Raw genomic sequence first — 26,049 nt, 5'->3', positions numbered from 1 at the left:
TTCGAACGTCATTGCTACTCACTTTCATCCGAAAAATGAAGTGTCTCCACTACTTTAATATAATCAATTCTTGGCGAATATCCAAGTGTCATTAAGTGGCCGGCTTCCATTAATTCATCTTTACTAATGGATTTCCGGCCGTTTAGCTTCTGCCGCTCCCAGAAGAAAAAGAGATCTGAAGCGGGCAAATAATAAACGGAGCCAAATGCGGATATAATAACGAAACAAATGCCGCCTAGCTTTTCAACCTGTTTCATATGCTCAATTTGATGGTCGTGGAAATTTTTGAGCGGAAACGAGGTGGTGCTTTTGGTCTCCTTTGCTTCAAAATCGATATAGCGCCCTTTGTACACTCCATTATAGTCTGTTGTGGATGATTGCTTAAAATAGGCTTCTTTGATCACAGCAGCGCTTCTTTTTGGATAATCCACATTCACAATCTGAACGGGGGTAGGCTTTTTATGAATGACTGCGATCCCATTGACCAAATAGTACTGGTTGGTTTCATTTAAGTCAGCCTCAAGCGTCATCCCGCGGTTACTATAAGAGGATTCGCCGCTGATTCTTTTTTTTGTCCCAATTGGTTGAATGGGCTGATACGATTTTCCGTTTGGATACCGAATCATCAAGTTTCAGCCTCCTTTTAATGCATTTTGTATTGGAGAGATACCTATGTTGTCACAAGAAGAGTACATCATCACTCAGCATATATTGCGTGAAACGAAAGTGAAAAATAAAGACAACCTGACGAGGACAAATGCTTACAAGCGCTTTTATGATCGTCATCCAGAGATGAAATGGTCGCTGCTTGCTTCCTTTGTCTCGAGAAATGCTGGATGGTCTATGACGGATCTAAAGGGCGAGCTCTTCCATCCAGGTTTAACAGATCAAGAGGGGCACCTTTTTTTCACAGCATATGAAAGAGCGAATTGGCTGATCTTTTCGGATGCTTACCCTCAGCTTCTTTTGTATGAATGGTCTAAGCGGTGCGGCAAACCCTTGTTCCATCTGCTTCCGTATTTTTCTGTATCTCGTTTTATGAGCACTGAGTGGGAACGTTTTTGGCTAAAGCGTGACACAGAGCGCCTGCTTTATGCACTCATCATAAATGAACAATATACTATACAATCTCCTATTATACAAAATCCTCTACTGAAAAAGAATGTTTTTCACTCGATTCAATATCTGTTTAGTGAGTGGGGACATTTTCAAACCGTTGTTTTTCCAACGGTGGACGGGCATTTGTACGGGTTAACCATACGGAAGTTTTCCCACGTAAAGGAGCGTATTTCATTAGGGAAAAAACTAGCGAAACTATTATTTCGGGCCGATTTATTTTCGGATTTTTATCATTTTTTGCATACTGTTCCGCATACCGGATCACGGTTTGATTTTGAGCCGTTTTTAGGGATCGCTAGAAGGTCAACACCTTTTCTTCGAACTGTTTATCCAGTGATGGCACATTCATTAGACGATCAAAGAGAAGATTGGTTTCAAAAGAAATTGAGCTCATCTTTGTTTGATGCAGAGACATTGCCAAAACAAATTGAGCTGACCGACTGGTATTTTCATAAAAAAAGACAGCTTCGTTTTCTTTTCTCATTAGAGCACTATTTTTTGCATAAATAAAAAGCAGGGGGTACCTGCTTTTTTTACGTGGATGGTCGATTAGGACCGCCGAGCTTTTTATCAAGCTGATCTGTACTGTTTTCTTTCCCTTTTGGCTTTTGCTCTTTTGGTGCTGGCTGCTTTTTCATGAAATCTACCTCCTTTGTCCTTAGAATTTACACAATCGGACGCAATCATACAAAGAAGGACAAGCATATGTCGAAAAGGAAGAAATAGCGCTCATCTACACTTAGATTGGCGATTTGCTTCTAGTTTTGTCATGTGTGAAGGAGGGTGTGAAAGAAAAGAGAATGTAACGAGAGACGATAAAGGAGGAATCTGATGATGAGCGAATTTGTATCAAAAGAATCCATTTTGCAGTTATTAGAGGAAATCGAGCGAAAAATTGATGCGGTGGAAGAAGAGCTGTCTCTTGCTGTGAACGAAACAACACGTGCAGCCATAGAGGAGCAAGAACAAATGATAGACCGGCTTGAATCAGAAGTAAAGGACTGTGAAGTGAAGATTCACGCAGCTGAGTATCAACTGGCGGCAAGACCGGCATACCACGCAGGGTAGCTTTCTATTTGAGCAATAAGTAAACGTTTGATAGGATGGTTCATAGAGGTGAACACTTTGGATAATCAAACATTACTTGAACATACACAAGAGCTGAGAATATGGATCGAAGAGGCGTATGAGCAGTACCAAAAGGGAAAGGCTGAAGAGGAATACCCCGTATATGATTTTCACACAGAAATTCAGCCGGCCGTTGAGTCATTTGATCAGAAAATGGAAGAGTGGCTCACTGCTGCGATCTCGTTTATTCATCTGGCGAAGCCTAGATATTTACACGAAGAACAGCTTGAAGCCGTCAAAGAAAATGGGAAAGAGGTTGTCCTGCAATCTTATTTTGGCAAACAGCATGCACCCCGTGTGAAAAATTTAGTTGAGTCAGTGATTTACACACTGAACCTTTTAATAGAAGAAATCAACAATCGCAGCTGAAGACATCGCTGCGTTTTTCTTATGGCTGCTTTAGGCACATCTTCTGCTTTTCGTCATAATATGTGAGTGACAAGACTATGTGTTGAGAGCGAGAGGAGCGAGATATATGATCCCTTATTCAAACCAGCAGCCGTATGAATTCAATCCATTCAATCAAGGGCCATTTCCGTATCCAGAAATGCAGCAGCAGCCTCCGCAGCCTCCAGAATATTTTATGCCGCCACATCAAGGTGGAATGAGCCAGGCATCACCTGCTGTCTATCCGCCGCCTTATGGATATCAAGAAAATGTGCCGCCTTTTCAGCCGCCCGAAGCGATCAATCAACCCCAGATGCAGCCACCAGGCATGATGCCCATGCAGCAGCCTATGAACCCTTATCCTTTGCCAAGACCGCAAAAACAGCAATCATCTCAATTTAAAAGTGTGCTATCGCAATTCAAAAAAACGAATGGACAATTCGACTTTAACAAAATGTTTGATACAGCTGGGCAAATGATGAGTACGATGAATCAAGTAGGCTCATTAGCGAAAGGATTTACGAGCATTTTTAAAGCATAGTTAAAACCCAATAGAAGGATCTATTGGGCTCTTTGCTTTGGTGCCGTCACACGAAGCGTTTGATCTTTCCACACGCTTTTCATGTTCGTTTCATCTATTTTTGCCGGCATTAAAATGGTTTTTGTAAAGCTCGAATACGAGGAAGTTGTATCCGTTTTAATTGTTTCCTGTACGGATAAGTGTAAATATTGGGCTTTTACTTCTAGTGCGATATCGCCTTCGACAAAATGGTCGGGAAATTGGATTGCGATATACACAAACTGCTCATCCTCTGTCACATCGGTCGTAATCGATGCAAGTGAATGCGATGTGGTCATGAGTGCCTCCGCACTATTTAATATCTCATGAAACGGGGAGGATGCGAAAAATTGTTCAATCGCTTCATAGAGAATATCTTCATTTGCCAGCAATTCATGTTTCTTTTCGCCTTCATGTTCCATTTGAATCACCTCTCATCTACAGCCTATGCAGAAAGGACTCAGGCGGTTATCAATTGATGAGAGGAAAAAATTATGATTAAATAGTGTTGAATGAAGCAAGGTGTATGAGCGCAGCGTTTCATACACGGAATAGATATAGAAGCAAAGCTTGAAGGGAGCAATTGACATTGCTAAAAAAATTATTCGGTTTCGGGAAAAACCAAGATGATGTAAAAGAAGAAATCATTTATTCTCCAGCTGATGGAGAGTTAATGGATATGACGGATGTACCAGACCCTGTTTTTTCTCAAAAGATGATGGGAGACGGCGTAGCAGTCAAACCAAATAGTGGCACGATTGTGTCACCAGTAGAGGGTGAAATCATCCAGCTCTTCCATACAAAACATGCAATTGGCATTCGAACACTCTCAGGGCTTGAGCTTCTGATTCATATCGGACTTGAAACAGTGGGATTAAATGGTGAAGGATTTGAAGCGCACATCAAAGAGGGCGATAAAGTGAAGATCGGTGACCCTCTCATTACGTGTGATTTAGAACTGATTGAAGAGAAAGCGGCAAGTACAGTGACACCGATTGTCATTATGAATGGTGACTTGATCGAGCATCTCGATAAAGAGCCAAAGGGATCTGTTGAAAAACAGACATCTAAGCTTTTTACCGTTAAATTAAAATAATCAGGACACAAAAAAACTACCCAATCGCATGAGGGTAGTTTTTTTGATGACATTAATCTTCCATCGGAACCCAGCCTTGACTTGCTTCCATAACAGACCACAATCCTTCTGGAATCAAATATTGATCTTTTTGGCTGCGTTTAATAACAGTTTCAATCTCGCTTTCTCTGCCTTCTTTAATCTTCTTTGCCCAATCTGGGTCGACGATTAGCTCACGTGCGACAGCGATAAGCGGAATTCCTTGGTTATAGGCACTTAGTGCATCTTCGGCTGTAATGACGCTGCCTACACCGATGAGCGGAAGGTTATCGCCGCAGCGATCTTTTAGCAGCTCCATACGCGTCTTATCCGTATCTGCACCGCGTCTTGCTTTAGAGTCAATCTCCATTAAAGAGATATGCAAATAATCAAGGTTTTTAGTTTTAAGAACATCGACTAAGGTAAACGTCTCTGTCATCGTTAAACCAGGCGTTTCTGGTTCTTCAGGGGATAATCGATATCCAAAGATAAACGGTTTTTTCGCATGCTTTTCGATTGCTTCTTTCACTGCATCCACAACAGCGATAGGGAAAGCTAGACGCTTTTCTTCATTTCCTCCCCACTGATCTGTCCGCTGGTTGCTATGCGGAGAGTAAAATTGCTGTAATAGATAACCGTTTGCACCGTGGATTTCCACGCCGTCAAATCCTGCTTCGACCGCTCGTCTTGCCGCTTCTTTAAAAGAGTCAATGATATGAACAATTTCCTCTTCTTTTAAAGCGCGTGCAATCTGCTTTCCATCTTTAAACACGTCACTTGGCGCAACCACATCACCATTTGGAACTAAGTGAGGGAGAGCCTGAGAGCCGCCGTGATGAATTTGAATGATGGCTTTTGTTCCCTTTGCCTGAATCGCAGAAGCTAGTTTTTTCAGGCCGGGTATATCTTCATCTCTTGCGATAGAAGGCTGTCCTTCAAATGCCTTACCATCTGGAGTCACGTTCGCACATGCTGTGATCACCATGCCCATATCACTAGATCTAGCTGTAATGAAATCAATTTCCTCTTTAGAAATAGTGCCATCCTCGTGAGAACCGAAGTGTGTCATTGGCGCAACGACTAACCGGCCATTAATAGACGCACCTCCTGGAAACGTAAATGGTTCAAATAATGGCTCAAAATCTTTTTTCATACGATTTCCTTCTTTCTTGAAATGTTTTCTCTTCTGAAGTGTAATTGATATGGTTACATGCAAACAAATAATTTGCTCAGAAAAACATTTCAAAAATTGTCGTCTGGTCATGCAAACAAATAATCGGTGCACTAGAATTAAGAGGTGGAACGTAATGGAAAGGAAAATAATGACTGATCTTATTGATGAATTAAAAGCAGATGAACAAGTTGTACATTGGCATGAAATAAATGAGAACACCGCAAAGACATCGATAATTTCGCAGCAGGTCGCTGAAAGATAAAAGTCGTGTTAGAAAAAAGGACGTGAGTGAGCTCTATATACATCAAAAAGAAGCCAATGAGCGTGTCATGGCAGGGTGGGGATGATCGGAAATCAATTAGGAGATGAAGATGCCCATAGCATGCAGGGAGAACTTTCCTATGTTTGTTGATTCGTCATGGCTTTATTCTGAAATGAAACCCACAAAAAGTGGGTTTCATACAGTAAGAAATAGAGAGAGGTTCATTCTTTAAAAAAGAAAGAACTTAGAAGGGGCTTGGGATGAAATCATTTCAATCTTCTTTTGTTTTTGGAATTGATCATGATCAAATAGTGAGAGAGAAGCTCATGAGATCCCAGAGGCTTCCGCTAAATATTCAATTAGATGCAGGGCACGCATAGAATGAGAGAGACCTTCACGTTCTATACCAAGTTTCATCTGCAATAGGCAACCTGGATTGGTTGTGATGACAACGGTTGCGTTTGTAGCTTTCGTATGCTTCATTTTTTCATCAAGAATCTGCATGGAAGCATCATAATTTACGATATTATAAATGCCTGCTGATCCGCAGCACATATTTGCTTGCTCCATTTCGATAAATTGTATTCCAGGGATACTTTTCAATAATTCCAAAGGTTCTTGATTTACTTTCTGAACATTGGTCATATGACAGGAGTGCTGATAGGTCACCCTTTCGCCATGACGGGGCTGTAAGTCTGGCAAACCACCGCAAGCGACAAGTACCTGGCTTATATCTCTTGATTTAGCAGAGAAAGCAGCAGCTTTTTCGGCCCACTCTTCGTCATTCGAAAGTAAATGTCCGTACTCATAAAGCTGGGCGCCGCAACCTCCTGCATTATTTACTATAAAATCGGCATTTATTTGTTCAAATGCGAGAATATTTTGCTTTGCTAGGTGACGTGCTTCGTCCATTTCTCCAGTATGAGCTTGTAGTGCTCCACAGCAGGTTTGTTTCGGAACCACCACAACATCACAGCCTACTTCTGAAAGTAACTTTATAGATAGTTGATTTATAGTGTGGAACATAGAGTCCATAATACAGCCAGTAAAAAATGCAACAGTATATTTTGCTTTTAGCTTTGCCTTCACTTCGGTTGATGCTCGACTACGCTCTATAGGGGAAGTAGGAGTAGGAATAATCGACTCAAATTCGCCTAAGTTATATGGGGTATTTTTCATAATGCCAGACGCCCGTGCAGCTTTTTGTAATCCGCTTGTTTTGTATAGCCAGATAGAATGACCAGCTACATTCATCATCTTTTTGTTCGGAATGACTTTTTTCAGCATCACTTTTCGTAATAGACGTACTGGTAAGGAAAATTTTTTACGTTTTACAATTGCTGCACGTGCCGCTTCTAGGATCGAACCATATTCTACACCTGTGGGACAAGCTGTCTCACACGCCCGGCAGCCCAAACACAAATTGAGTGGTTCTTCAAGAACGGATAAATCTGTAATCTTTCCTTCACCAACCATCTTTACTAGATTAATCCGACCACGAGGTGAGTGAGTTTCTGTACCGAAAGTTACATATGTTGGGCATACAGGTAAACAATAGCCACACTGAACACAATTTTTTGTTTTGTCATACTGAAGTTCTTCTCTTAATTCATTAAGTGGTACCGTCATGTTATCTCAACTCCAATTTTTGTCCTGGCTCAGGGAATATCTTACCAGGATTCATAATATTGTTCGGGTCCCATGCTTTTTTTATACGTTTCATCATATCAAGTCCAACTGCACCGAGTTCCATTTCCATAAACGGTGCTTTCATCGTTCCAATCCCATGCTCACCTGAAAGTGTCCCACCAAGCTCAACAGCAGCCGTAAAAATTTCTGCAACAGCTTGTTCAACACGAATCATTTCTTCCTGATCTGTTTTATCACAAATAATATTCGGATGAAGATTACCATCACCAGCATGACCAAACACAACAAGGTGAATGCCGTATTTATCACGTATGTTCAGTAATCTTTCACACATTTCAGGTATTTTACTTCGAGGGACGGTAGCATCCTCAGAGATTTTAGTTGGCTTAATCCGCGCGATGGCTGGTGATACAAGCTTACGAGCTTTCCAAAGCTCTGTTTCCTCGGCTTTATTCTTTGGAATTGTTACTTCTCTCGCCCCTACAGTACGGCATAATACAGCCGCTTGTTCCATTTCTTCTTTCAGAGAGAGGGGGTGGCCGTCAAGTTCAATTAATATAAGTGCTGCTGCGTCAGTGGGTAAACCAAGAGGTTCAAAATTCTCGACTGCTACAATAGAAGACTGATCCATTAGCTCCATTTTAGATGGCAAAATACCGGAAGAAAGAATTTTGGAAATGGCACTTCCAGCATCAACAAGGTTATCAAAAATGGCCATGATGGTCCCACTGGCCTGTGGTTTAGGAATGAGTCTCAATATTGCTTTTGTTATAATACCAAGTGTTCCTTCTGAACCCACAATGAGTTTCGTTAAATCGTAACCGGTAACATTCTTTACTGTTTTACCGCCGGTTTTGATGATTTCTCCTTCCGGGGTAATGATTTCAAGACCAATGACATAATCTTTTGTCACGCCATACTTCAGTCCTCTTGGGCCACCTGAGTTTTCTGCTAAATTACCAGCAATCGTAGAAACGTGAGAACTGCTTGGATCCGGTGGATACATGAGTCCTTTTTGTTCGGCAGCTTTATGAATGTCTGATGTCAATACACCTGGAGAAACAATTGCAATAAGATCTTCTTCATGAATTTCAAGCAAATCGTTCATAATAGATAAATCTATGACAATCCCTCCTTTAACAGGAAGAGGACCTCCACTTAGGCTCGTTGCCTGACCTCGTGGGCAAACAGGTATTTTTTCGCAATTAGCAAACTTCACAAGGGAGGCTAATTCGTCTACGCTTTTAGTCTGAATGACGATATCGGGTAAATAGGTTCCAAAAGAACCATCGAATGAATAACTAAAACGATCACTTTCATCTATGAGTATTCTCCCCGTTTTTATGATTGCTTCGATGTTCTCTATATGATAATCGGTCACTACTTTCATTTAATCCTCATCCTCTCGTTTTGCTATAAAGTGTAATCTTTTATAAACAAGCTTATTTTCTCTTCTGCATTTTTCAAATGAATCATAGACAGAACTTTGGCTAACTCAGGCTCTTCTGCTTCGATTGCAAGCAAAATATCTCGATGTTCTTTGTAGACAGCTTCTCTTTTAAGTTTTAACTCTGTATTTGGGCGAAGAGTAATTTGTAATGTTTTTTCATAAAGGGAAGCTAGGTTATTTTGTGTTTGAATCATAATAGGATTTTGTGTAGCTAAAGTAATAGAGTTATGAAAATCTATATCTTCCTTTCTAGCAGTTGTAGTATTCTCGATTGATTTTTTCTCCCATTCGTCTAATATTCTTTTCATGTTTTCAAGTTGTTTTGGCGTGCGACGGAGGGCAGCTAAGTAAGCAACTTCAGGCTCTAGCACTTTTCTCATTTCAAAGAGATATTTAATATTGTCAATATCATCAGTTTCGATATGAATTCTTTGAAGCAATGTTGAATTGGCAGAATCTTCTACGTAACTTCCCCCACCTTGACGTGAATAAATGACACCTGCAGCACGAAGCATGCTTAGCGCTTCTCGAATTGGAACTCTGCTTACTCCAAATTGTTCAGTTAGTTCCATTTCGGTTGGCAGCTTTGAACCTGGAGGAAACTCTCCATTTTCAATCATAGTTAATAATTTACGAGCAATTATCTGCGAAACTTTTTCTTTTTGAGACACGATACCATCCTCCATAAAATTTTAATTTGTATGATGAATTTTAAATTTTAAATTTACAAAACGTTCATTTATGTATAAAATGATAAACAAACTTACTAGGTTTTGCAATAGTTGTAATACAAATTATCAAATTGCGACAATTTAAGCATTGCTTTCAATGTTTTTGAACTGAAATGAAAGCACTTACAAATCTGAATATTTTAAAGTTCGTGGCTTACTCCACTTTATATATATTGAAGTTCATCATTTCAATACTTACATGCTTTTATACATTAGGAGGAATGGGTATGAACAATGCAGTTTCATTAGAAAAGCAAACAACTCGAAAAGTCACTAGACGACTCGTACCATTTTTAATTATTCTCTATATTGTTGCGTTCCTTGATAGGGCAAATTTAGGTTATGCTGCTTTAGAAATGAATCAAGCATTAGGACTAACGAGTCAGATGTTTGGAATTGCTTCTGGTATCTTCTTTATAAGTTATTTTTTGTGTGAAGTGCCGAGTAATATCATGTTAGAGAAGTTCGGAGCAAAAAAATGGATTGCACGAATTCTTATAACTTGGGGGATTGTAGTTGTTTTAACTGGATTCGTTCAAAATGCTACACATTTGTATATTTTACGTTTTGTACTCGGTGCATTAGAAGCGGGATTCTTTCCGGGAGTTATTTTGTATTTAACTTATTGGTTTAGAGCAAAAGAGAGAGCAAAAACAATTGCTATGTTTATGACAGCTATTGCTATTTCGTACATTATTGGGGCTCCACTTTCTACATGGATTATGGATAACATCCAATGGATGGGGCTTGATGGATGGCGTTGGATGTTTGTTCTTGAAGGTGTACCAGCTGTTATTTTAGGGATTGTGACGTTATTTTATTTAACGAATAGACCAGACCAAGCAAAATGGCTTTCAAGCGAGGAGAAACAATGGTTAATAGCTGAATTGGAGAAAGAAAGAGTAGAAAAAGCAAAGGTAGATGCTGACAAAAAACTAGTTGGACACAAACAAACCTTAACTAATCCACGAGTATGGTATCTAGCAATAATTTACTTTATGTTTAACATTGGTATATATGGTGTAGGCTTTTGGCTACCTCAAATTATTAAATCTCTTTCGGAAGTCCTAACTAATGTGCAAATTGGATTGCTTACAATGATTCCTTATATCGCAGGAGCCATTGTAATGAATATCTGGTCTCGTCGTTCTGACCGTTCAGGAGAGAGACGTATTCATGCGGCTATTCCGTTGATTGTGGGCTCATTAGGACTGTTTGCATCTGGAATGACCTCAAATCCGTTTCTTTCTATTGCATTTATGGTTATAGCTGTATCAGGCATGTACAGTTTCTATGGGCCTTTTTGGTCTTTGGCAACTCAATTTTTAAGTACTTCAGCTGCTGCTGTAGGAATTGCTGTTATTAATTCAATTGGAAATTTAAGTGGATTCGTTGGACCTTATGGTATTGGGATGATTCAAGATGCCACAGGAAATGTAAGTGTTGCATTGTTCTTCTTAAGTGGATCTTTGCTAGTAGCTAGCGCTCTGTTGTTTGCAATGCGAAAAAGCCAATTAAAAGTTTCACAAGATAATTCACATATCTCAACAAATCAATAATCTTTTCGTTTGATTCAAGTTCAATAGATTTGAAGAATGAGTTTTACTAAACTCAAAATGATTACTTATGGGGAGTTGTTAACAATGTCTTTAATGCCATACACATATTTTATGCCCACGCGAGTAGAATGTGGCAACGGAATTTCAAATAAAACAGGAGAAATGATTAGTGAATTAGGGATTAAGAGAGTACTGATCGTTACAGATAAAGGTATACGTTCAGCTAATCTTTTAGAAGGGATTGAGAAGTCACTTCAGGCTGTTCATTTGGAATATGAAATATATGATGAGATAGAGCCAAATCCATCAGATGATACGATTCATAAAGGAACAAACTGTCTTAAACAGCATAAAAGCGAGGCTGTATTAGCTGTCGGTGGTGGTAGTAGCATCGATACAGCGAAGGGGATAGCCGCAATGGCTACTAACCCTGGTCATATCTTTGATTATGAAGGGGTGGGGAAAATCACCATACCGCCTCTACCTATCATAGCCATTCCCACTACAGCAGGAACAGGAAGCGAAGTAACAGCCTCGACCGTTGTTACGAATAAAGATACATTATTTAAATTGGCAGTGATTAGTCCGAAATTATTTCCAATTTTAGCTATATTAGACCCTGCTCTTACGTTGCATCTCCCACAAGGGATTACAGCAGCAACAGGGATGGATGCGCTAACACACGCGATAGAATCATATACATCTAAATCTGCTAGTCCTGTTAGTCAAGGATTTGCTATACAGGCTATAAAAATGATTGGTGAAAATTTAACTAAGACTTATTTTGTTGGAACAGATATAGAAAGCAGGGAGAAAATGCTTGTTGGCTCAATGATAGCAGGGGTGGCATTTTCTCAATCACTTTTGGGAAATGTCCATGCCATATCTCATACGTTTGGTGGAGTTTTTAATATTCCTCATGGTATTGCAAATGCTGCATTATTGCCGTTCGTAATGAAATATAATTTACCAGCGTGTGCAGAACAGTATAAAGATATCGCAATTGCTTTAGGAGTAGATGTTAGCGGATTATCTACTCGATTGGCAGCAGAAAAAGCAATTGAAATTGTTATCCAAATGAATCAGTCGATGAATATCCCTCTTAATATAAAAGATTTGGGTGTTTCACTTGATTATTTACCAAAATTAGTAACCGATTCGATGAGAAGTGGTAATGTATTAAGAAACCCTAGACTGACAAAGGCTGAAGATATTCACTTGATTATTGAAAAAGCATATTATGGTGCGTTAGATGAGATGTAATCTACAAAAGATTGCAAGTGTAATGACAAACTAGACGCCTAAAATTTAGATTTTATATCAGTGATTGAAGATAATTTATTTAAGGGGGAATTTTTTTGTTAAAAGTCAATTCTTTAGTTGAATTAGAGAAATTAAAAATGTATGTCAATGGTGAATGGACAGCTGCATTAGATGGAAAAACATTTTCAATAACAAACCCATCAACTGGTCAAATTATTGCTCGAGCTCCAAAAGGGGGGCATCAAGAGACAAAGCTGGCGATTGAAGCTGCAGATCATGCTTTTAAATCCTGGTCCAAATTAACGGCAAACGAACGTGCTCACTATTTACTGAAGTTGTATGATCTTATGCATGAATATCAAGATCAATTAGCAGAAATCATCAGTTTGGAAATGGGAAAACCTTTTACGGAGGCAAAAGGAGAAGTAGCTTTTGCAGCTAGTTATTTACAATGGTTTGCTGAAGAAGGAAGAAGGATTTATGGAGAAACGATTCCTGCTTCTGCTGTTAACAAAAGGTTAATGGTTATCCGCCAGCCAATTGGTGTCGTTGCAGCAATTACTCCATGGAATTTCCCTTTAGCCATGATGACTAGAAAAGTAGGTCCTGCGATGGCAGCTGGGTGTACATCTGTTGTGAAACCAGCTGGACAATCTCCTATTAGTGCGATTGCGTTTGGAAAATTGGTAGAAATGGCAGGAGTGCCAAAAGGAGTTGTAAACATCGTAACAGGTGCTTCAGGCCCAATTTCTGATGAAATTTTTGAAAACCCAACAGTTAGAAAGATTTCATTTACAGGATCTACTGAGGTTGGGAAATTATTAGTGACCAAGTCTGCTGCACAATTGAAGCGGTTGTCATTGGAACTTGGTGGACATGCACCATTTATTGTTTTTGAAGATGCTGATTTAGAAGCTGCTGTTACAGGTGCGGTTGAAAGTAAATTTAGAAATACAGGGCAAACGTGCGTATGTGCAAATCGAATCTATGTCCAAAGCTCTGTTATAGATAAGTTTTCAGAACTTTTTGTAGAAAAAGTGAAAGCTCTTAAAGTTGGGAATAGTATTGATCCAAGTGTACAAGTTGGACCCTTGGTAAGTCCCGAAAGTTTAGAGAAAGTGGAAGAGCATGTAAATGATGCTGTTTCTAAAGGAGCTCGCCTTCTTTATGGCGGACAACGCCTTAAAGGTGAATTGTCTGAGGGGTTGTTTTATGAACCTACCATTTTGGGTGAAGTAAATTCAAACATGCTTATTACGAGTGAGGAAACATTTGGGCCAGTTGCTCCAATTATTCCATTCGAGACAGAAGAAGAAGTCGTTCGATATGCAAATTCGACAGAATATGGTTTAGCTGCGTATTTCTATACAGAAAATTTTAGTCGATCCGTCAGAGTTTCTGAAGCTCTAGAATTCGGGATTATTGGTATGAACGATGCAGTTCCTGCAGTTGCTCAAGCTCCATTTGGAGGAATTAAAGAGAGTGGAATGGGGCGTGAAGGCGGACATCAAGGGCTGGACGAATACTTAGAAGAAAAATATATTTCCATGGGTATTAAATAAAAAATGGTGTAATGACGAATAATAAAAAAACATTGTAACGATCAATATTCAAGATACTTCTGAGAAATTCTTATGAATGATAGTGAAAATGTTAGCAAAATAAATGAGGAAATTGCAATAGGAACTGAGCAGGCTGCTGCGCGTGTGAAGCAGACGGTGGTTTCAGCAGATCAATCGAGTAATGCGCTACAAACAGTTACAAAGAGTACGGATCAGTTGGCAGTAACCTCTAATAAATTAGAGGAAAGAAGTCAAACTCTTTAATGGATGATATCCGAAAGAGTTCTCCTGTTTTCGGATAATAAAGTTCTTTGATTGTAACCGTATTTAAGATCATAATGATCTTAAATACGGTTTTTTATTGTGAACATGGCAAAAAGAACGAGTAGGCAAACAGAAGAGGAAATTACACGATAAGTGTAGCTTTGAAATTTAGGATAAGGGGCGCAACTTAATTATCCTTATACACATACATGGAATATCAGTTCGTAGACTCTGCCAAAATTGTCTCACCCGTTCAAACTTTTAGAAACAACTGTTCAGCTGGTTGCAATTGTTTATTTGCTTCATACCGTTCTCGGACCAGATGTTTTTAACAACGAGTGTTCCAGTTTTTCTCTCCCCGATAATATCGGCTCGTCCAATGAAACTCTCGCCATATAATAGAGGCAGTACAGCGTACAACAGCAACAATACGAGCTTCGTGTCATAGCTGGCGGAGAACCTCTTTGAGTTGTGCTACATGATCTCTGCCTCATCGGGATCAAGAAAGCGCAACAAGGCATTTAAAAGAGCTCAGAACGGTTGATTTTGAACATACCAGTTAAAAAAAGTATTGAGCTCTCGAAATATGCTGAGCTCGAAAAAAGAATAACTCGTCTACTTCGGAAAGCTGGACAATGAAATTATTGCCCGGGAAAGCGCAAAACATGACAACGTTCGGCTCTCGGCCGAAAATAAAAATTGTTTAGCACTTTTATTGTAGAAAAGTCATGAATCCTGTAAAATAACGTTAGATATTGAATGAGGAGCGTAGAGCATGTATAAAGGTCTTTTCTACTTGTTTTTTCTTGTTGTCATTTTGGTCGCATTTGTGTTTTCAAACTATAAGGATGTTTTCCTTGCAAACTTTTAAAATAGGTTAATGCATTAGTACATGTACACCTCTTAATTCATACATTGTTAATGTAAGAAAATTAAGGAGAGGGGAATGCTACATGTACCATCATCATCATTGCCAACCGAATGTTACACAGCCAATTGTTCATCCGACGAATCATTGCTGTACACACAGTGATTCAACAACAATTGTGCCGCATATCCATCCGCAACATGTGACAAATGTTCACCATCAAAATTTCAAACATGTTCACTACTTCCCGCATACGTTTTCTCAGGTGGACCCGGCAACACATCAACACTTTAACTGCGGTGGACCTTGCTGTAACAGATAAAGTGAACTGGGACTTTTATAAGTCCCTTTTTTTAAAAGCAGGTGAAAAAATGAAAATTATTGCTGTCACAGGGTACAAGCCATTTGAACTTGGGATATTCAAACAAGACGAGCCTGCACTTCAATACATAAAAGCGGAGCTTCAAAAAAGGCTGACAGCTCTGATTGAAGAAGGCCTGGAATGGGTTCTCATATCAGGCCAGCTTGGGGCAGAAATCTGGACAGCTGAAGTGGTATTTGAGCTTCAAGAGGAGTATCCAGCGTTAAAACTTGCCGTCATTACGCCATTTTATGAACAGGAAGAGCGCTGGAATGAACAAAACAAAGAGTTGTATGAAGGAATTCTTGCACAGGCTGATTTTGTAGAAAGTGTCACGCATAGACCGTATGAAAGTCCGGCACAATTTAAACAAAAGAACCGTTTTTTTATTGAAAAAACAGATGGACTCCTCGCCCTTTATGATCCGGAGCATGATGGCTCGCCAAAGTACATGATCAAAGAAGCGGAAAACTATACCGATTACCCCATTATGTACATCACAATGGATGATTTGAGAGCGCAAGTTGAGGCGGAAGATCCGTTTTTTGACTAAAAGCAAGAGAAAATTTGACAACGTCACGTATTTCTGAAAAAATATACTATGAATTCACGATATGAGGTGAAAAAGATGCTTGCTGATAAAGTAAAGCTTTCTGCAAAAGAAATTTTAGAAAAAGAATTTAAAACAGGTGTCAGAGGATACAAACAAGAAGAAGTCGATAAATTTTTAGATATGGTCATTAAAGACTATGAGTCCTTCAACCAAGAAATCGAAAAGCTTCAACAAGAAAACCTCCATTTGTCTAAACAGCTTGAGGAAGCCGTTGAGCAAGGGAAAAGACAGCCTGCACAGTCTAATACAACAAACTCTGATATTTTAAAAAGACTATCTAACCTTGAGAAACACGTTTTCGGCAGCAAACTTTATGATTGAGCCTTGCTGAAAAAAGCTTGTGCCTGATGTCATTGTCGTTTATAATAACGCTTGTTGATTAACGTTCGGGTAATCGCTGCAATGCTTTTAGACATTGCAGAGGAAAGTCCATGCTCGCACGGTGCTGAGATGCCCGTAGTGTTCGTGCCTGGCGAAAAAATAAGCCAGGGCAGCCTGGGAAAGGCTGACGGCAGGAAAAATGCCTACGTCCTTTTAGGATATGGCAAAGTATCCTTGAAAGTGCCACAGTGACGAAGTCTCACTAGAAATGGTGAGAGTGGAACGCGGTAAACCCCTCGAGCGAGAAACCCAAACTTGGTAGGGGAACTTTCTCAAAGGAACCAAACGGAGAGAAGGACAGAGAATTCTGTAGATAGATGATTACCACCTGAGTACGAGGCATTTGCCGTTTGCAGTACAATGGAACAAAACATGGCTTACAGAACGTTATATCCGTTATGATAAACATGATGAAAACAAAGCTCTCCTATTTCAACATATGGAGAGCTTTTATCTTGGAATACATAAAAGGACGAGAAAACAGGTGATAAATCAATGAAAACCTATACACTTATCGCAACGGCTCCAATGGGAATTGAAGCGATTGTTGCAAAAGAAGTAAGAGACCTTGGCTATGACTGCACAGTAGACAACGGAAAAGTGATTTTCGAAGGAGACGCTCTTGCGATTTGCCGTGCGAACCTTTGGCTGCGTACAGCAGACCGTATAAAGGTACAAGTTGCTGAATTTTCGGCAAAAACCTTCGATGAGCTGTTTGAACGCACAAAGGCGATTGACTGGGCCTCTTTTTTACCGAAAAACAGCACGTTCCCAGTCATCGGTAAATCTGTGAAATCACAGCTTGCCAGTGTGCCGGATTGCCAGCGTATCGTCAAAAAGGCAATTGCGCAAAAGCTCATATCCTCTTACAACATACAGTCTGAATGGCTTGAAGAAACAGGGCCTGAGTATAAAATTGAGGTTGCCCTTTTAAAAGATAAAGCTGTGCTCACGCTTGATACATCTGGTGTAGGTCTTCATAAACGGGGGTACCGCATGGATCAAGGCGGAGCACCTATTAAAGAAACCCTTGCGGCTGCACTCGTGCTATTAACGAACTGGACACCTGACCGTCCGTTTGTTGATCCTTTCTGCGGATCAGGAACAATCGCCATTGAAGCGGCCATGATTGGGCAAAACATTGCCCCAGGATTTAACCGGGAATTTGCCTCCGAGTCATGGGAATGGATTGGTGAAGATGTATGGAACAAAGCGCGTCACGAAGTGGAAGAAAAAGCAAACTATGATAAGCCGCTCCACATTATTGCAAGTGATATCGACCACCGGATGATAGACATTGCAAAAATGAATGCAGAAGAAGCGGGACTAAGTGAATTGATTGAGTTTAAACAAATGCAAGTGAAAGACTTTCAAACAAAAGAAGATTACGGTGTGATTGTCGGAAATCCGCCTTACGGAGAACGACTCAGTGATAAACCAGCGGTTGAAAAAATGTATCAAGGAATGGGCGAAGCATTTAAAATCCTAGACACATGGTCCATTTACATCTTAACGTCACATGAAAAGTTCGAAGAGTGCTTTGGTAGAAAAGCAACGAAAAAGAGAAAACTGTTTAATGGTTTTATTAAAACAGACTATTACCAATATTGGGGAAAACGCCCGCCTAGAAAACAGACAACTGAATCATAAAAAAATGTCACACCTACAGAAGGTGTGGCTTTTTTTATCCCAGAAAGGTATAAACCTTCACGGGACGGAATAAACTGAACTTGATTTTAAAAAAAGAGGTGTCTCCATGATACAATATGATCAATTTCAGTTAATCCAAAAAGCACTCGCTTCGACTGCTCAACAAATTGAAGGGCAAGAAGGTGGACAATCTGCTCAGCTGACTGCAGCCATCGAAGATTTAGCGCTTGCTCAGGCTTACATAGAGCGTTCTGAGCACGCATTTTTAATGAAGGAAACCTATCAACATCGTTTGCGGTCATAAAAAAGATTGTCAATCCCCAGCATAAATGTTACTATAGAATGTCTGAATGATTCAAAAGTTGGGGGTTGAAGCAGGTGACAGCATCTCGTTTGCCTTTTTCATTATCAAAAGAACATAATTTTTACGAAGAACTGGGCAACTGGATTGGTGATGTGTTCTATGACATTTTGCCAGAAAAGGGCTTTGATCTTCGAGATGAACAAATATTCATGGCTTTTCAACTAGAAAGAGCCTTTAAAGAAAAAAGTGTGATGTTTGCCGAAGCTGGGGTAGGCACAGGCAAAACCATCGTTTATCTATTATTTGCGGTCACATATGCAAGGTATACAGGGAAACCTGCGATTATTGCATGTGCAGACGAAACGTTAATTGAACAGCTAGTGAAACAAGAGGGTGATATCTATAAAATTGCCAATCACCTTGATATTCAAATAGATGCGAGATTAAGTAAATCGCATGATCAATATTTATGCTTAAAGAAATTAGAGAAAACCATGCAGCGTGAAGATGATGAGAAGTGGCTCGATATTTATGAATCGCTTCCTTCATTTGTTCATGAATCACATGGCATGCAAAACTTTTATCCGTATGGTGATCGAAAAGAGTACCCAGAGCTATCCAATGATGAATGGTCACGCATTGGCTATGACTCGTTTCAGGACTGCTTGACGTGCGATATGCGTCATCGCTGTGGTCTGAATTTATCAAGAGATCATTACCGGAAAGCAACAGACCTCATCATCTGTTCTCATGATTTTTATATGGAGCATGTGTGGACGAAGGAATCACGCAAACGTGAGGGTCAGCTTCCGCTGCTTCCAGAACATAGCTCCGTTGTATTTGATGAAGGCCATCTTCTTGAATTTGCTGCACAAAAAGCACTGACATACCGCGTGAAGCAATCAATGCTCGAAACCTTTTTAGAGCGCCTGCTACAAAACGATATACGCGAAGAGTTTGCCGAGCTCGTTGAAGATGCACTTGCTACAAACGATGAGTTCTTTTATCTCTTAAAAACACATGCCAAAGAAATCAAGGGCTCACATCGACTTGAAATTGGACGTGTGGATGAGGTGAAGCGTTCAGCAAGTGAATTGTGTGATTTACTTGAAAAAATCGGAGAAGCACTCGTATTTGAATCAGAGATGTATACAATCGATCAATACGAATTGTCTGTTGTGGAAGAGTACATTGAACAAATGGCGTATTCTCTGTCGCTTTATCAAAAAAATGCGATTAGCTGGCTTGAAAAGCAGGAATTAGATACGACATTTGTTGTGATGCCAAAGACTGTCGCAGAGGTGCTTGGTGAAAAGGTATTCTCGCAAAAAAGACCATACATTTTCTCTTCTGCTACATTGTCTGAAAATCAATCCTTTGATTATTTAGCTGAAAGTCTTGGGATTAAAGATTACTTATCAATGAGTGTCGCTTCGCCGTATGATTACGATGAACAAATGAAGATTTATTTCCACGGGATTCAGCAGCTTCAAGAGCAAGAAGTAAAAGGACAGCAAGTGATCACTCAGCTGAAAGATAATGGAGGACGGTCTCTCATTTTGTTCCCTTCATTTGATGAACTTCATTTCTTTAGAAAGCAGCTTGAGGCATCGAATGAATCACTGCCTTTCGACGTGTACTTTGAGGGAGACGAGGAAATCAGTACAATTGTTCAAAAGTTCCAAGCAGATGAGACGTCTGTGTTATGCTCTGTTCACCTTTGGGAAGGATTAGATATTCCAGGTCAATCATTAACAAATGTGATCATCTGGGGACTTCCTTATCCGCCTCATGATCCGGTATTTGAGGCGAAACGGAATGAAGCAAAGGATGCTCGTGCTGAAGTCGATCTTCCGTATATGCTGCTGCGCTTACGACAAGGAATTGGGAGACTGATTCGGACAAGCCAAGATGCAGGAACCATTCATATTTACTTTGACCGTAAGGAAGATACAGAGCTTCAAAGTAAAATTGAATCCGTTCTGCCAGTAAAGCCAATCATCACATCTTAAATAACATATGAACGAGAAAAGAGAGGAGGATACCATCTGCGTATCCTCCTTTTTGATTGACAAAAGAACATTCCTTGAAGTAGCCTTGAAACGTACATACATATTTTATCGATTGGGGGAACAAACGTATGAGTCTTGAAGCAAAAGAGAAAGCGTTTTATCAATTACTAGGAAAAATCGCCCACTATACGGAGGCGCTCCATTTACTTTATTGGGACTCTAGAACACAGGCGCCTAAAAAAAGCGCCGATTTCAGAGCTGAAACGATCGGTCAATTATCAAGTGATATTTTTAATATGAAGACTTCTGATGAAATGAGAGATCTTCTCCACGCATTAAATAAACACCGAGATGAGCTGTCAAAAGATACACAAAAGGCGCTCGAATTATCACAAAAAGAGTATGATGAAAACAGCAAAATTCCGAAAGAAGAATTTAAAGAATACTCGATTTTACAATCAAAAGCAGAGCATGTCTGGGTAGAAGCAAGGGAGAAATCAGACTTTTCACTCTTTGCACCATACTTAAAACAGCTCATTGATTTTAACAAGCGTTTTATTCAATATTGGGGCGTGAAACAAACGCCATATGACGTGCTGCTCAATAATTATGAACCAGATATGACGGTTGAACAGCTAGATCAAAAGTTTGGTGCACTTCGTGATGCCATTGTTCCTCTCGTGAAAAAAATCGAAGCCTCTCCTCATAAACCGGATACTTCATTTTTATCGAAAAGCTTTCCGATCGACAAACAAAAGGAACTGAGTCTTTTCTTCTTAAAAGAATTAGGGTATGACTTTGACGCAGGACGTCTGGATACAACAGTTCATCCGTTTGCTGTGACATTGAGCAGAGGGGACGTTCGTGTGACGACCCGTTATGATGAGCATGATTTTCGGATGGCGATCTTTGGCACGATTCATGAGTGTGGTCATGCCATCTATGAACAAAACATTGATGAGGCGCTGAGCGGAACGTTATTATGTGATGGCACATCAATGGGGATCCATGAATCACAGTCTCTTTTCTTTGAGAACTTTATTGGCAGACATGAAGACTTCTGGAAAACGTATTATCAAAAGCTTCAAGAAGCGTCTCCTGAGCAGTTTAAAGATGTCTCTTTAGAAGACTTTGTGCATGCAGTGAATGAATCGAAGCCAACTTATATTCGAATTGAAGCAGATGAGCTTACATATCCGCTTCACATTATCATCCGCTATGAAATTGAAAAAGCGATATTTAATGAAGAAGTGGCAGTCGAAGACCTGCCTGCACTGTGGAATGAAAAATATAAAGCATATCTTGGCATTACGCCTCCTAATGATGCACTCGGCATCTTGCAGGATGTTCACTGGTCTGATGGAAGCTTTGGATATTTCCCTTCATATGCCCTTGGTTATATGTATGCGGCACAACTAAAGCACCAAATGATCAAAGATTTACCGAATTTTGATGAGCTGATTCAAAATGGGTCTTTTGCACCGATAAAAGAATGGCTCACAACACATGTTCACCAGCATGGAAAACGCAAAAAGCCTTCTGAAATCATTCAAGATGCGACTGGTGAGGAATTAAATGTACAATATTTAATCGATTATTTAACGGATAAATATACGAAACTGTATTTATCTTAAATAAAAGGCACCCTTTGCTTAGAAGGGTGCTTTTTTGATGCTTGAATATTCTAAAAACGAACGTTTTGATCTGATCTATTATTTAAGTTCGGTATTTTTCTAGAAAAGTGCTTTCCAAGCGTCTGAAATCTTGTTATAATTTGAACACTATAACACTCATATAATCGCGTGATGATGGCACGCAAGTTTCTACCGGACACCGATACCGTCCGACTATGAGTGAGCAAATGAAACAGCTCTTGTTTGAGCTGAAGATCCGTGGATCGTTTTCGCATTGCTTGCTCCTCATGGACAGCAATGCTTTTTTTATGCAAAAAAATGAAAATGTTTGCCAATATGATGGGAGGAAGAATGATGGAATTGTTACGTCAAAAAATTGAGAACGAAGGAATCGTTCTGTCAAATCAAGTGTTAAAGGTAGATGCCTTTTTAAATCATCAAATTGATCCTGTGTTAATGCATGAGATCGGGCAAGAGTTTGCTAGATTATTCAAGCATGATGGCATTACAAAAATTATCACAATCGAATCTTCGGGCATTGCACCTGCTGTGATGGCAGGACTAGCTCTTCAAGTACCCGTTGTTTTTGCTCGAAAACGTCAATCATTAACACTAACAGAAAACCTATTAACAGCGAGTGTGTACTCTTTTACAAAAAAAGTAGAAAGCACGATCGCTGTCTCAAATACGCATCTCGGTGAAAAGGATTGTGTATTAATCATTGATGACTTTTTGGCGAACGGTGAAGCCGCTAAAGGACTTGCCGCAATCGCAAAGCAGGCGAAGGCAAAAGTAGCCGGATTTGGCATTGTCATTGAAAAGTCATTCCAGCCGGGAAGAGATGCACTTGTTCAAATGGGCTACCGCGTCGAATCCCTTGCACGGATTGAATCACTTGAGGAAGGGAAAGTCACGTTTGTACGAGAGGTACAATCATGAGTGCAGCTAAAAAAGCCAAAACGCTCTCGCTAGGGATTCAGCATGTGCTGGCGATGTATGCAGGGGCCGTTCTTGTGCCGCTCATTGTGGGAGATGCACTCGGCCTCACACCTGCACAACTGACTTACTTAATCTCGGCAGATATTTTCATGTGCGGGGCTGCAACACTCCTTCAAGTATGGAAAAATCGTTTCTTTGGTATCGGTTTGCCTGTTGTATTAGGCTGTACATTTACTGCGGTTTCTCCTATGATTGCGATTGGCTCTAAATACGGGATTTCGTCTATCTATGGAAGTATTATCGCTTCGGGGTGTATCATCATTCTGCTTTCCTTTTTCTTTGGGAAGCTGGTGAAATTTTTCCCGCCTGTCGTGACAGGTTCTGTCGTCACCATTATTGGCATTACCCTTATTCCAGTAGCGATGAACAATATGGCAGGGGGAGAAGGAAGTGCTGATTATGGTTCTTTTGAAAATCTAGGCCTCGCTTTCCTTGTGCTGTTTATCATTGTGCTTCTCTATCGATTCACAAAAGGCTTTATGAAGGCGATCGCCATTTTAATCGGTATTCTCCTTGGGACAGCCGTTGCTGCATTTATGGGGAAAGTGGAAACAGCTGAGGTGGCGAACGCTCAAGTTTTCCGTATGATTGAACCATTTTATTTTGGCATGCCTACCTTTGAATTTGCACCCATTATGACGATGACGTTAGTTGCCATTGTGTCATTAGTCGAATCAACAGGTGTTTATTTCGCATTAGGTGATTTAACAAACCGCTCATTAAAAGAGAAGGACTTAGCGAAAGGTTATCGCGCAGAAGGGATTGCTGTGTTATTAGGTGGTATCTTTAATGCTTTTCCTTACACAGCCTACTCGCAAAACGTTGGGTTGATCCAGTTGACAGGGGTCAAGAAAAATCAAGTCATCGTTGTGACAGGCGCATTGCTCATGTTATTTGGACTTTTTCCTAAAATTGCTGCATTTACGACGATTATTCCAAAGTCAGTTCTTGGCGGCGCAATGGTTGCCATGTTTGGGATGGTCATTGCCTACGGTATTAAAATGCTCTCGCGTGTGGATTTTGCCAAACAGGAAAACCTACTGATTGTTGCTTGCTCAGTGGGGATTGGCTTAGGTGTCACCGTCGTGCCGCAAATGTTTGAGCATCTGCCAGAATCAATCAAATTATTAACAAGTAATGGCATCGTGGCCGGTAGCTTTACCGCTATTTTGCTTCATATTATTTATCACATGATTCCTTTTAAAAAAGAAACCGGGCAGGACCTGATGGAAGAGCCTAAGAAATCTGTTGTGTAAACACTGAAAGCCCGCATCTTTTGGATACGGGCTTGTTGTGATTAGCGCTATTAATGTTGTACCGGCTGCATTGTTTCGTTAATGACTGCAAATGTATAGCCCCTTGCTTTTAGCTGTGTAATCAGGCTATCTAAATAGTTTGTGGTAGAGGGTTGATCATGCATTAAAATAACTTTTGGTTCCCATGGTTTAGTTTTCTCAAACAATTGCAGTTGATTCAATACCTCTGGAACATATTGTGAGTTTTTATATCTCCAGTCAAGGCTATCAATCGTCCAATCCCAGTAAATAAAGCCATTTTGGTTTAAACGTACTTTTTGATGATATGTTAAATTTGGAACACTGCCATATGGTGTTCTCACAAGACGGGTGTAAACGCCTGTAACAGAAGCAAGAATGCGCTGAGCTTCTCTCATTTCATTTGCGGGAGACTCACTGTTCTGATAAAAGCGGTTTATATCATGCGTCATGCCATGAAGCCCTAATTGATGTCCTTCTTGATAAAGTCTTTTCACAGCTGCTTGGTGTGCTTGGATTTGCGGTCCAAGCATGAAGAATGTCGCCTTCACGTGATGTGCTTTTAATACATTTAACAGTTGATTTGATGTAGCAGTGGGACCATCATCAAATGTTAAAAAGACCGTTTTATTCGTTGTCTGTTGGTTTGGATTGGTCTTAAAATGTGTATCCAATGTTCTTGTAGAATGATCTTTTGCTTTCAGACTGATGCTTGTGTCTCGGAAGTCACTGCTGGCAACAATTTTTGCTTGCCCATTTGTCGCCTGCAAATGGGGTTTAGACATATCCCAGATAAAAAAGAGAAACAGTGTAAGAAGCACTAAACTAATTATCTTCGAGAGAAGTATCGTGTTGTAGGGTGTCTGTTTTTTGGACACCTTTTTCATTACAATCACTCCAGTCAATTAAATTTTGTGCCGAATCATGTAGTAGATTCTATCTTTTTTCACTGTTTTTCATGGTGTTCATATTGATTAAGTATACAGGAAAAAAACACCTTTTTATATATAATTATCAAATAAATTAGCATTTCATGGTTATTGCTTTGTATTGATCAGAAAAAAAGGTGATCCATTCATGTTAAATGAAATCATTCTGAATAATGATCGAAACGTTGATATTTATACGCTAAGATAGCATCAGATTTAACCATTAATGCAAAGCGAAAGGGAGATTCCGTATGAAAGTGTTGTATAATGACGATTTCATTGAAAAAAAGGATGCTCATGTGGATATTGGAGATAGAGGCGATCAATCGCGAAATACATAGAGAAAAGCTCTTACCCCTACAAAATAAAGAAGAAACAAAAGAAATCAAAGTCAGTACAACTGAATCAGAGATTGGCTACTATGTAAAAGGTGAACGTGAAAAGTCATTTACTTATTCCTTTCATACAGCTTGTGATTCAACAGGATTTATTTTTGGATTACTGGTCACAGGTGGCAATGTTCATGATACTCGTATGTTAGATTCACTCGTAAAACAGGTGACAAAGAAAATCGGAAAACTAAATGTAGACACGGTAGATGCTGAATGTCCAGCGTAACCCTTTATAATTATGTGAAAACCCCACTTTTACTTAAAGTAAAAGTGGGGTTTGTCTACGGTCTGCACTTCTCTTTTAGAGGTGTTTTTTTGCATAAAAAAAGCAGGTTCGCTTGGCTTGGAACGAACCTGTGAAGGAGGAAAACTACATCATGTTTTCACCTATATTATCCAATATTTATCAA

At 39.8% G+C, this 26,049-nt stretch carries 26 protein-coding genes, 1 other RNA gene, 1 pseudogene and 1 riboswitch; of the genes and pseudogenes, 20 read left to right on the top strand and 8 right to left on the bottom strand.

Going from position 1 to position 26,049, the window contains the following annotated elements; genetic code table 11:
* Positions 1–14 precede the first annotated feature (14 nt).
* Positions 15–626, bottom strand: coding sequence for a Holliday junction resolvase RecU (recU, locus tag MHB79_RS10165; RefSeq protein WP_050943864.1), 612 nt, complete (start codon positions 624–626; stop codon positions 15–17).
* A gap of 46 nt (positions 627–672) precedes the next feature.
* Between recU and MHB79_RS10160 the strand changes: the two genes are divergently transcribed.
* Positions 673–1,629: a DUF2515 domain-containing protein gene (locus tag MHB79_RS10160; protein WP_340989674.1), complete on the top strand. Its 957-nt coding sequence runs from the start codon at positions 673–675 to the stop codon at positions 1,627–1,629.
* 23 nt (positions 1,630–1,652) lie between these two features.
* Here MHB79_RS10160 and sspM read toward each other — a convergent pair whose 3' ends face one another.
* Positions 1,653–1,757: an acid-soluble spore protein SspM gene (gene sspM, locus MHB79_RS10155; RefSeq protein ID WP_012010346.1), complete on the bottom strand. Its 105-nt coding sequence runs from the start codon at positions 1,755–1,757 to the stop codon at positions 1,653–1,655.
* A gap of 196 nt (positions 1,758–1,953) precedes the next feature.
* Here sspM and MHB79_RS10150 point away from each other — a divergent pair, with 196 nt between their 5' ends.
* The 3 genes from MHB79_RS10150 to MHB79_RS10140 all read left to right on the top strand — a co-directional run bounded on the left by MHB79_RS10150 (position 1,954) and on the right by MHB79_RS10140 (position 3,175).
* Positions 1,954–2,187 (top strand): DUF5446 family protein, encoded by a 234-nt coding sequence (locus MHB79_RS10150; RefSeq protein ID WP_223251159.1) that lies wholly within the window; start codon positions 1,954–1,956, stop codon positions 2,185–2,187.
* 57 nt (positions 2,188–2,244) lie between these two features.
* Complete coding sequence (locus MHB79_RS10145) at positions 2,245–2,616, top strand: YppE family protein (RefSeq protein WP_340989672.1); 372 nt, start codon at positions 2,245–2,247, stop codon at positions 2,614–2,616.
* Between the two features lie 106 nt (positions 2,617–2,722).
* A complete protein-coding gene (locus MHB79_RS10140; RefSeq protein ID WP_050943868.1) occupies positions 2,723–3,175 on the top strand; it encodes a YppG family protein in 453 nt (150 codons plus the stop codon).
* Between the two features lie 20 nt (positions 3,176–3,195).
* On the opposite strand, the gene MHB79_RS10135 is transcribed toward MHB79_RS10140, so the two are convergent.
* Positions 3,196–3,615: an Hsp20/alpha crystallin family protein gene (locus MHB79_RS10135; protein ID WP_003215994.1), complete on the bottom strand. Its 420-nt coding sequence runs from the start codon at positions 3,613–3,615 to the stop codon at positions 3,196–3,198.
* A gap of 167 nt (positions 3,616–3,782) precedes the next feature.
* On the opposite strand from MHB79_RS10135, the gene MHB79_RS10130 reads away from it, so the two are divergent.
* A complete protein-coding gene (locus MHB79_RS10130; protein WP_003216086.1) occupies positions 3,783–4,289 on the top strand; it encodes a PTS sugar transporter subunit IIA in 507 nt (168 codons plus the stop codon).
* Between the two features lie 52 nt (positions 4,290–4,341).
* On the opposite strand, the gene MHB79_RS10125 is transcribed toward MHB79_RS10130, so the two are convergent.
* The 4 genes from MHB79_RS10125 to MHB79_RS10110 all read right to left on the bottom strand — a co-directional run bounded on the left by MHB79_RS10125 (position 4,342) and on the right by MHB79_RS10110 (position 9,514).
* Positions 4,342–5,460, bottom strand: a complete 1,119-nt coding sequence (locus MHB79_RS10125; RefSeq protein WP_268458300.1) for an NADH-dependent flavin oxidoreductase — start codon at positions 5,458–5,460, stop codon at positions 4,342–4,344.
* Between the two features lie 607 nt (positions 5,461–6,067).
* Positions 6,068–7,372 (bottom strand): (Fe-S)-binding protein, encoded by a 1,305-nt coding sequence (locus MHB79_RS10120; RefSeq protein ID WP_050943870.1) that lies wholly within the window; start codon positions 7,370–7,372, stop codon positions 6,068–6,070.
* Between the two features lies 1 nt (position 7,373).
* Entirely contained in the window at positions 7,374–8,783 is a 1,410-nt protein-coding gene (locus MHB79_RS10115) for an FAD-binding oxidoreductase (RefSeq protein ID WP_050943871.1), read from the bottom strand.
* Positions 8,784–8,806: 23 nt separating this feature from the next.
* Complete coding sequence (locus MHB79_RS10110; protein ID WP_050943872.1) at positions 8,807–9,514, bottom strand: FadR/GntR family transcriptional regulator; 708 nt, start codon at positions 9,512–9,514, stop codon at positions 8,807–8,809.
* 287 nt (positions 9,515–9,801) lie between these two features.
* Here MHB79_RS10110 and MHB79_RS10105 point away from each other — a divergent pair, with 287 nt between their 5' ends.
* The 14 genes from MHB79_RS10105 to pbuX all read left to right on the top strand — a co-directional run bounded on the left by MHB79_RS10105 (position 9,802) and on the right by pbuX (position 24,300).
* The gene (locus MHB79_RS10105; RefSeq protein ID WP_050943873.1) at positions 9,802–11,133 is read left to right on the top strand and encodes an MFS transporter; all 1,332 of its coding nucleotides are present in this window, start codon (positions 9,802–9,804) and stop codon (positions 11,131–11,133) included.
* Between the two features lie 84 nt (positions 11,134–11,217).
* Complete coding sequence (locus MHB79_RS10100) at positions 11,218–12,396, top strand: iron-containing alcohol dehydrogenase (RefSeq protein ID WP_050943874.1); 1,179 nt, start codon at positions 11,218–11,220, stop codon at positions 12,394–12,396.
* Between the two features lie 137 nt (positions 12,397–12,533).
* Positions 12,534–13,958, top strand: a complete 1,425-nt coding sequence (locus MHB79_RS10095; protein WP_326849205.1) for an NAD-dependent succinate-semialdehyde dehydrogenase — start codon at positions 12,534–12,536, stop codon at positions 13,956–13,958.
* 72 nt (positions 13,959–14,030) lie between these two features.
* On the top strand, positions 14,031–14,222 hold the full coding sequence (locus MHB79_RS10090; protein WP_050943875.1) for a hypothetical protein: 192 nt from the start codon (positions 14,031–14,033) through the stop codon (positions 14,220–14,222).
* A gap of 953 nt (positions 14,223–15,175) precedes the next feature.
* Entirely contained in the window at positions 15,176–15,412 is a 237-nt protein-coding gene (gene cotD, locus MHB79_RS10085) for a spore coat protein CotD (protein WP_080984739.1), read from the top strand.
* Between the two features lie 49 nt (positions 15,413–15,461).
* Positions 15,462–16,004 carry a DUF1273 domain-containing protein gene (locus MHB79_RS10080; protein ID WP_306461733.1) on the top strand — a complete coding sequence of 181 codons (543 nt, stop codon included), beginning with the start codon at positions 15,462–15,464 and terminating at the stop codon, positions 16,002–16,004.
* Between the two features lie 75 nt (positions 16,005–16,079).
* Positions 16,080–16,385, top strand: coding sequence for a cell division regulator GpsB (gpsB, locus tag MHB79_RS10075; RefSeq protein WP_003215578.1), 306 nt, complete (start codon positions 16,080–16,082; stop codon positions 16,383–16,385).
* Between the two features lie 61 nt (positions 16,386–16,446).
* Positions 16,447–16,830: RNase P RNA component class B (gene rnpB / locus MHB79_RS10070), an RNA gene on the top strand.
* Between the two features lie 110 nt (positions 16,831–16,940).
* On the top strand, positions 16,941–18,095 hold the full coding sequence (locus MHB79_RS10065; RefSeq protein ID WP_340989668.1) for a THUMP domain-containing class I SAM-dependent RNA methyltransferase: 1,155 nt from the start codon (positions 16,941–16,943) through the stop codon (positions 18,093–18,095).
* A gap of 106 nt (positions 18,096–18,201) precedes the next feature.
* Positions 18,202–18,399, top strand: coding sequence for a hypothetical protein (locus MHB79_RS10060; protein WP_050943878.1), 198 nt, complete (start codon positions 18,202–18,204; stop codon positions 18,397–18,399).
* Between the two features lie 74 nt (positions 18,400–18,473).
* Positions 18,474–20,411, top strand: a complete 1,938-nt coding sequence (locus MHB79_RS10055; RefSeq protein WP_113387102.1) for an ATP-dependent DNA helicase — start codon at positions 18,474–18,476, stop codon at positions 20,409–20,411.
* A gap of 128 nt (positions 20,412–20,539) precedes the next feature.
* A complete protein-coding gene (locus MHB79_RS10050) occupies positions 20,540–22,045 on the top strand; it encodes a carboxypeptidase M32 (protein WP_003216050.1) in 1,506 nt (501 codons plus the stop codon).
* Positions 22,046–22,181: 136 nt separating this feature from the next.
* Positions 22,182–22,281: riboswitch (purine riboswitch) on the top strand.
* A gap of 118 nt (positions 22,282–22,399) precedes the next feature.
* Entirely contained in the window at positions 22,400–22,984 is a 585-nt protein-coding gene (gene xpt / locus MHB79_RS10045; protein WP_003215672.1) for a xanthine phosphoribosyltransferase, read from the top strand.
* Complete coding sequence (gene pbuX / locus MHB79_RS10040) at positions 22,981–24,300, top strand: xanthine permease PbuX (protein ID WP_003215893.1); 1,320 nt, start codon at positions 22,981–22,983, stop codon at positions 24,298–24,300. The genes xpt and pbuX overlap by 4 nt, the downstream gene beginning before the upstream one ends.
* Positions 24,301–24,350: 50 nt before the next feature.
* Here pbuX and MHB79_RS10035 read toward each other — a convergent pair whose 3' ends face one another.
* Positions 24,351–25,205, bottom strand: a complete 855-nt coding sequence (locus MHB79_RS10035; RefSeq protein WP_340989666.1) for a polysaccharide deacetylase family protein — start codon at positions 25,203–25,205, stop codon at positions 24,351–24,353.
* 363 nt (positions 25,206–25,568) lie between these two features.
* Here MHB79_RS10035 and MHB79_RS10030 point away from each other — a divergent pair.
* Positions 25,569–25,850 (top strand): annotated as a pseudogene (locus MHB79_RS10030) (transposase); the annotation flags it as partial.
* Positions 25,851–26,049 lie beyond the last annotated feature (199 nt).

Source organism: Bacillus sp. FSL M7-0558 (assembly GCF_038003245.1).
Classification (GTDB): domain Bacteria; phylum Bacillota; class Bacilli; order Bacillales; family Bacillaceae; genus Bacillus; species Bacillus pumilus.
This window is presented reverse-complemented; position numbering and strand designations above follow the sequence as displayed.

Bases quoted from the DNA above. Each gene is read 5' to 3' on its own strand.
- recU (WP_050943864.1), bottom strand. From the start codon at position 626: ATGATTCGGTATCCAAACGGAAAATCGTATCAGCCCATTCAACCAATT.
- MHB79_RS10160 (WP_340989674.1), top strand. From the start codon at position 673: ATGTTGTCACAAGAAGAGTACATCATCACTCAGCATATATTGCGTGAA.
- sspM (WP_012010346.1), bottom strand. From the start codon at position 1,757: ATGAAAAAGCAGCCAGCACCAAAAGAGCAAAAGCCAAAAGGGAAAGAA.
- MHB79_RS10150 (WP_223251159.1), top strand. From the start codon at position 1,954: ATGAGCGAATTTGTATCAAAAGAATCCATTTTGCAGTTATTAGAGGAA.
- MHB79_RS10140 (WP_050943868.1), top strand. From the start codon at position 2,723: ATGATCCCTTATTCAAACCAGCAGCCGTATGAATTCAATCCATTCAAT.
- MHB79_RS10135 (WP_003215994.1), bottom strand. From the start codon at position 3,615: ATGGAACATGAAGGCGAAAAGAAACATGAATTGCTGGCAAATGAAGAT.
- MHB79_RS10125 (WP_268458300.1), bottom strand. From the start codon at position 5,460: ATGAAAAAAGATTTTGAGCCATTATTTGAACCATTTACGTTTCCAGGA.
- MHB79_RS10120 (WP_050943870.1), bottom strand. From the start codon at position 7,372: ATGACGGTACCACTTAATGAATTAAGAGAAGAACTTCAGTATGACAAA.
- MHB79_RS10115 (WP_050943871.1), bottom strand. From the start codon at position 8,783: ATGAAAGTAGTGACCGATTATCATATAGAGAACATCGAAGCAATCATA.
- MHB79_RS10105 (WP_050943873.1), top strand. From the start codon at position 9,802: ATGAACAATGCAGTTTCATTAGAAAAGCAAACAACTCGAAAAGTCACT.
- MHB79_RS10100 (WP_050943874.1), top strand. From the start codon at position 11,218: ATGTCTTTAATGCCATACACATATTTTATGCCCACGCGAGTAGAATGT.
- MHB79_RS10095 (WP_326849205.1), top strand. From the start codon at position 12,534: ATGTATGTCAATGGTGAATGGACAGCTGCATTAGATGGAAAAACATTT.
- MHB79_RS10090 (WP_050943875.1), top strand. From the start codon at position 14,031: ATGAATGATAGTGAAAATGTTAGCAAAATAAATGAGGAAATTGCAATA.
- cotD (WP_080984739.1), top strand. From the start codon at position 15,176: ATGTACCATCATCATCATTGCCAACCGAATGTTACACAGCCAATTGTT.
- MHB79_RS10080 (WP_306461733.1), top strand. From the start codon at position 15,462: ATGAAAATTATTGCTGTCACAGGGTACAAGCCATTTGAACTTGGGATA.
- gpsB (WP_003215578.1), top strand. From the start codon at position 16,080: ATGCTTGCTGATAAAGTAAAGCTTTCTGCAAAAGAAATTTTAGAAAAA.
- MHB79_RS10065 (WP_340989668.1), top strand. From the start codon at position 16,941: ATGAAAACCTATACACTTATCGCAACGGCTCCAATGGGAATTGAAGCG.
- MHB79_RS10060 (WP_050943878.1), top strand. From the start codon at position 18,202: ATGATACAATATGATCAATTTCAGTTAATCCAAAAAGCACTCGCTTCG.
- MHB79_RS10050 (WP_003216050.1), top strand. From the start codon at position 20,540: ATGAGTCTTGAAGCAAAAGAGAAAGCGTTTTATCAATTACTAGGAAAA.
- xpt (WP_003215672.1), top strand. From the start codon at position 22,400: ATGGAATTGTTACGTCAAAAAATTGAGAACGAAGGAATCGTTCTGTCA.
- pbuX (WP_003215893.1), top strand. From the start codon at position 22,981: ATGAGTGCAGCTAAAAAAGCCAAAACGCTCTCGCTAGGGATTCAGCAT.
- MHB79_RS10035 (WP_340989666.1), bottom strand. From the start codon at position 25,205: ATGAAAAAGGTGTCCAAAAAACAGACACCCTACAACACGATACTTCTC.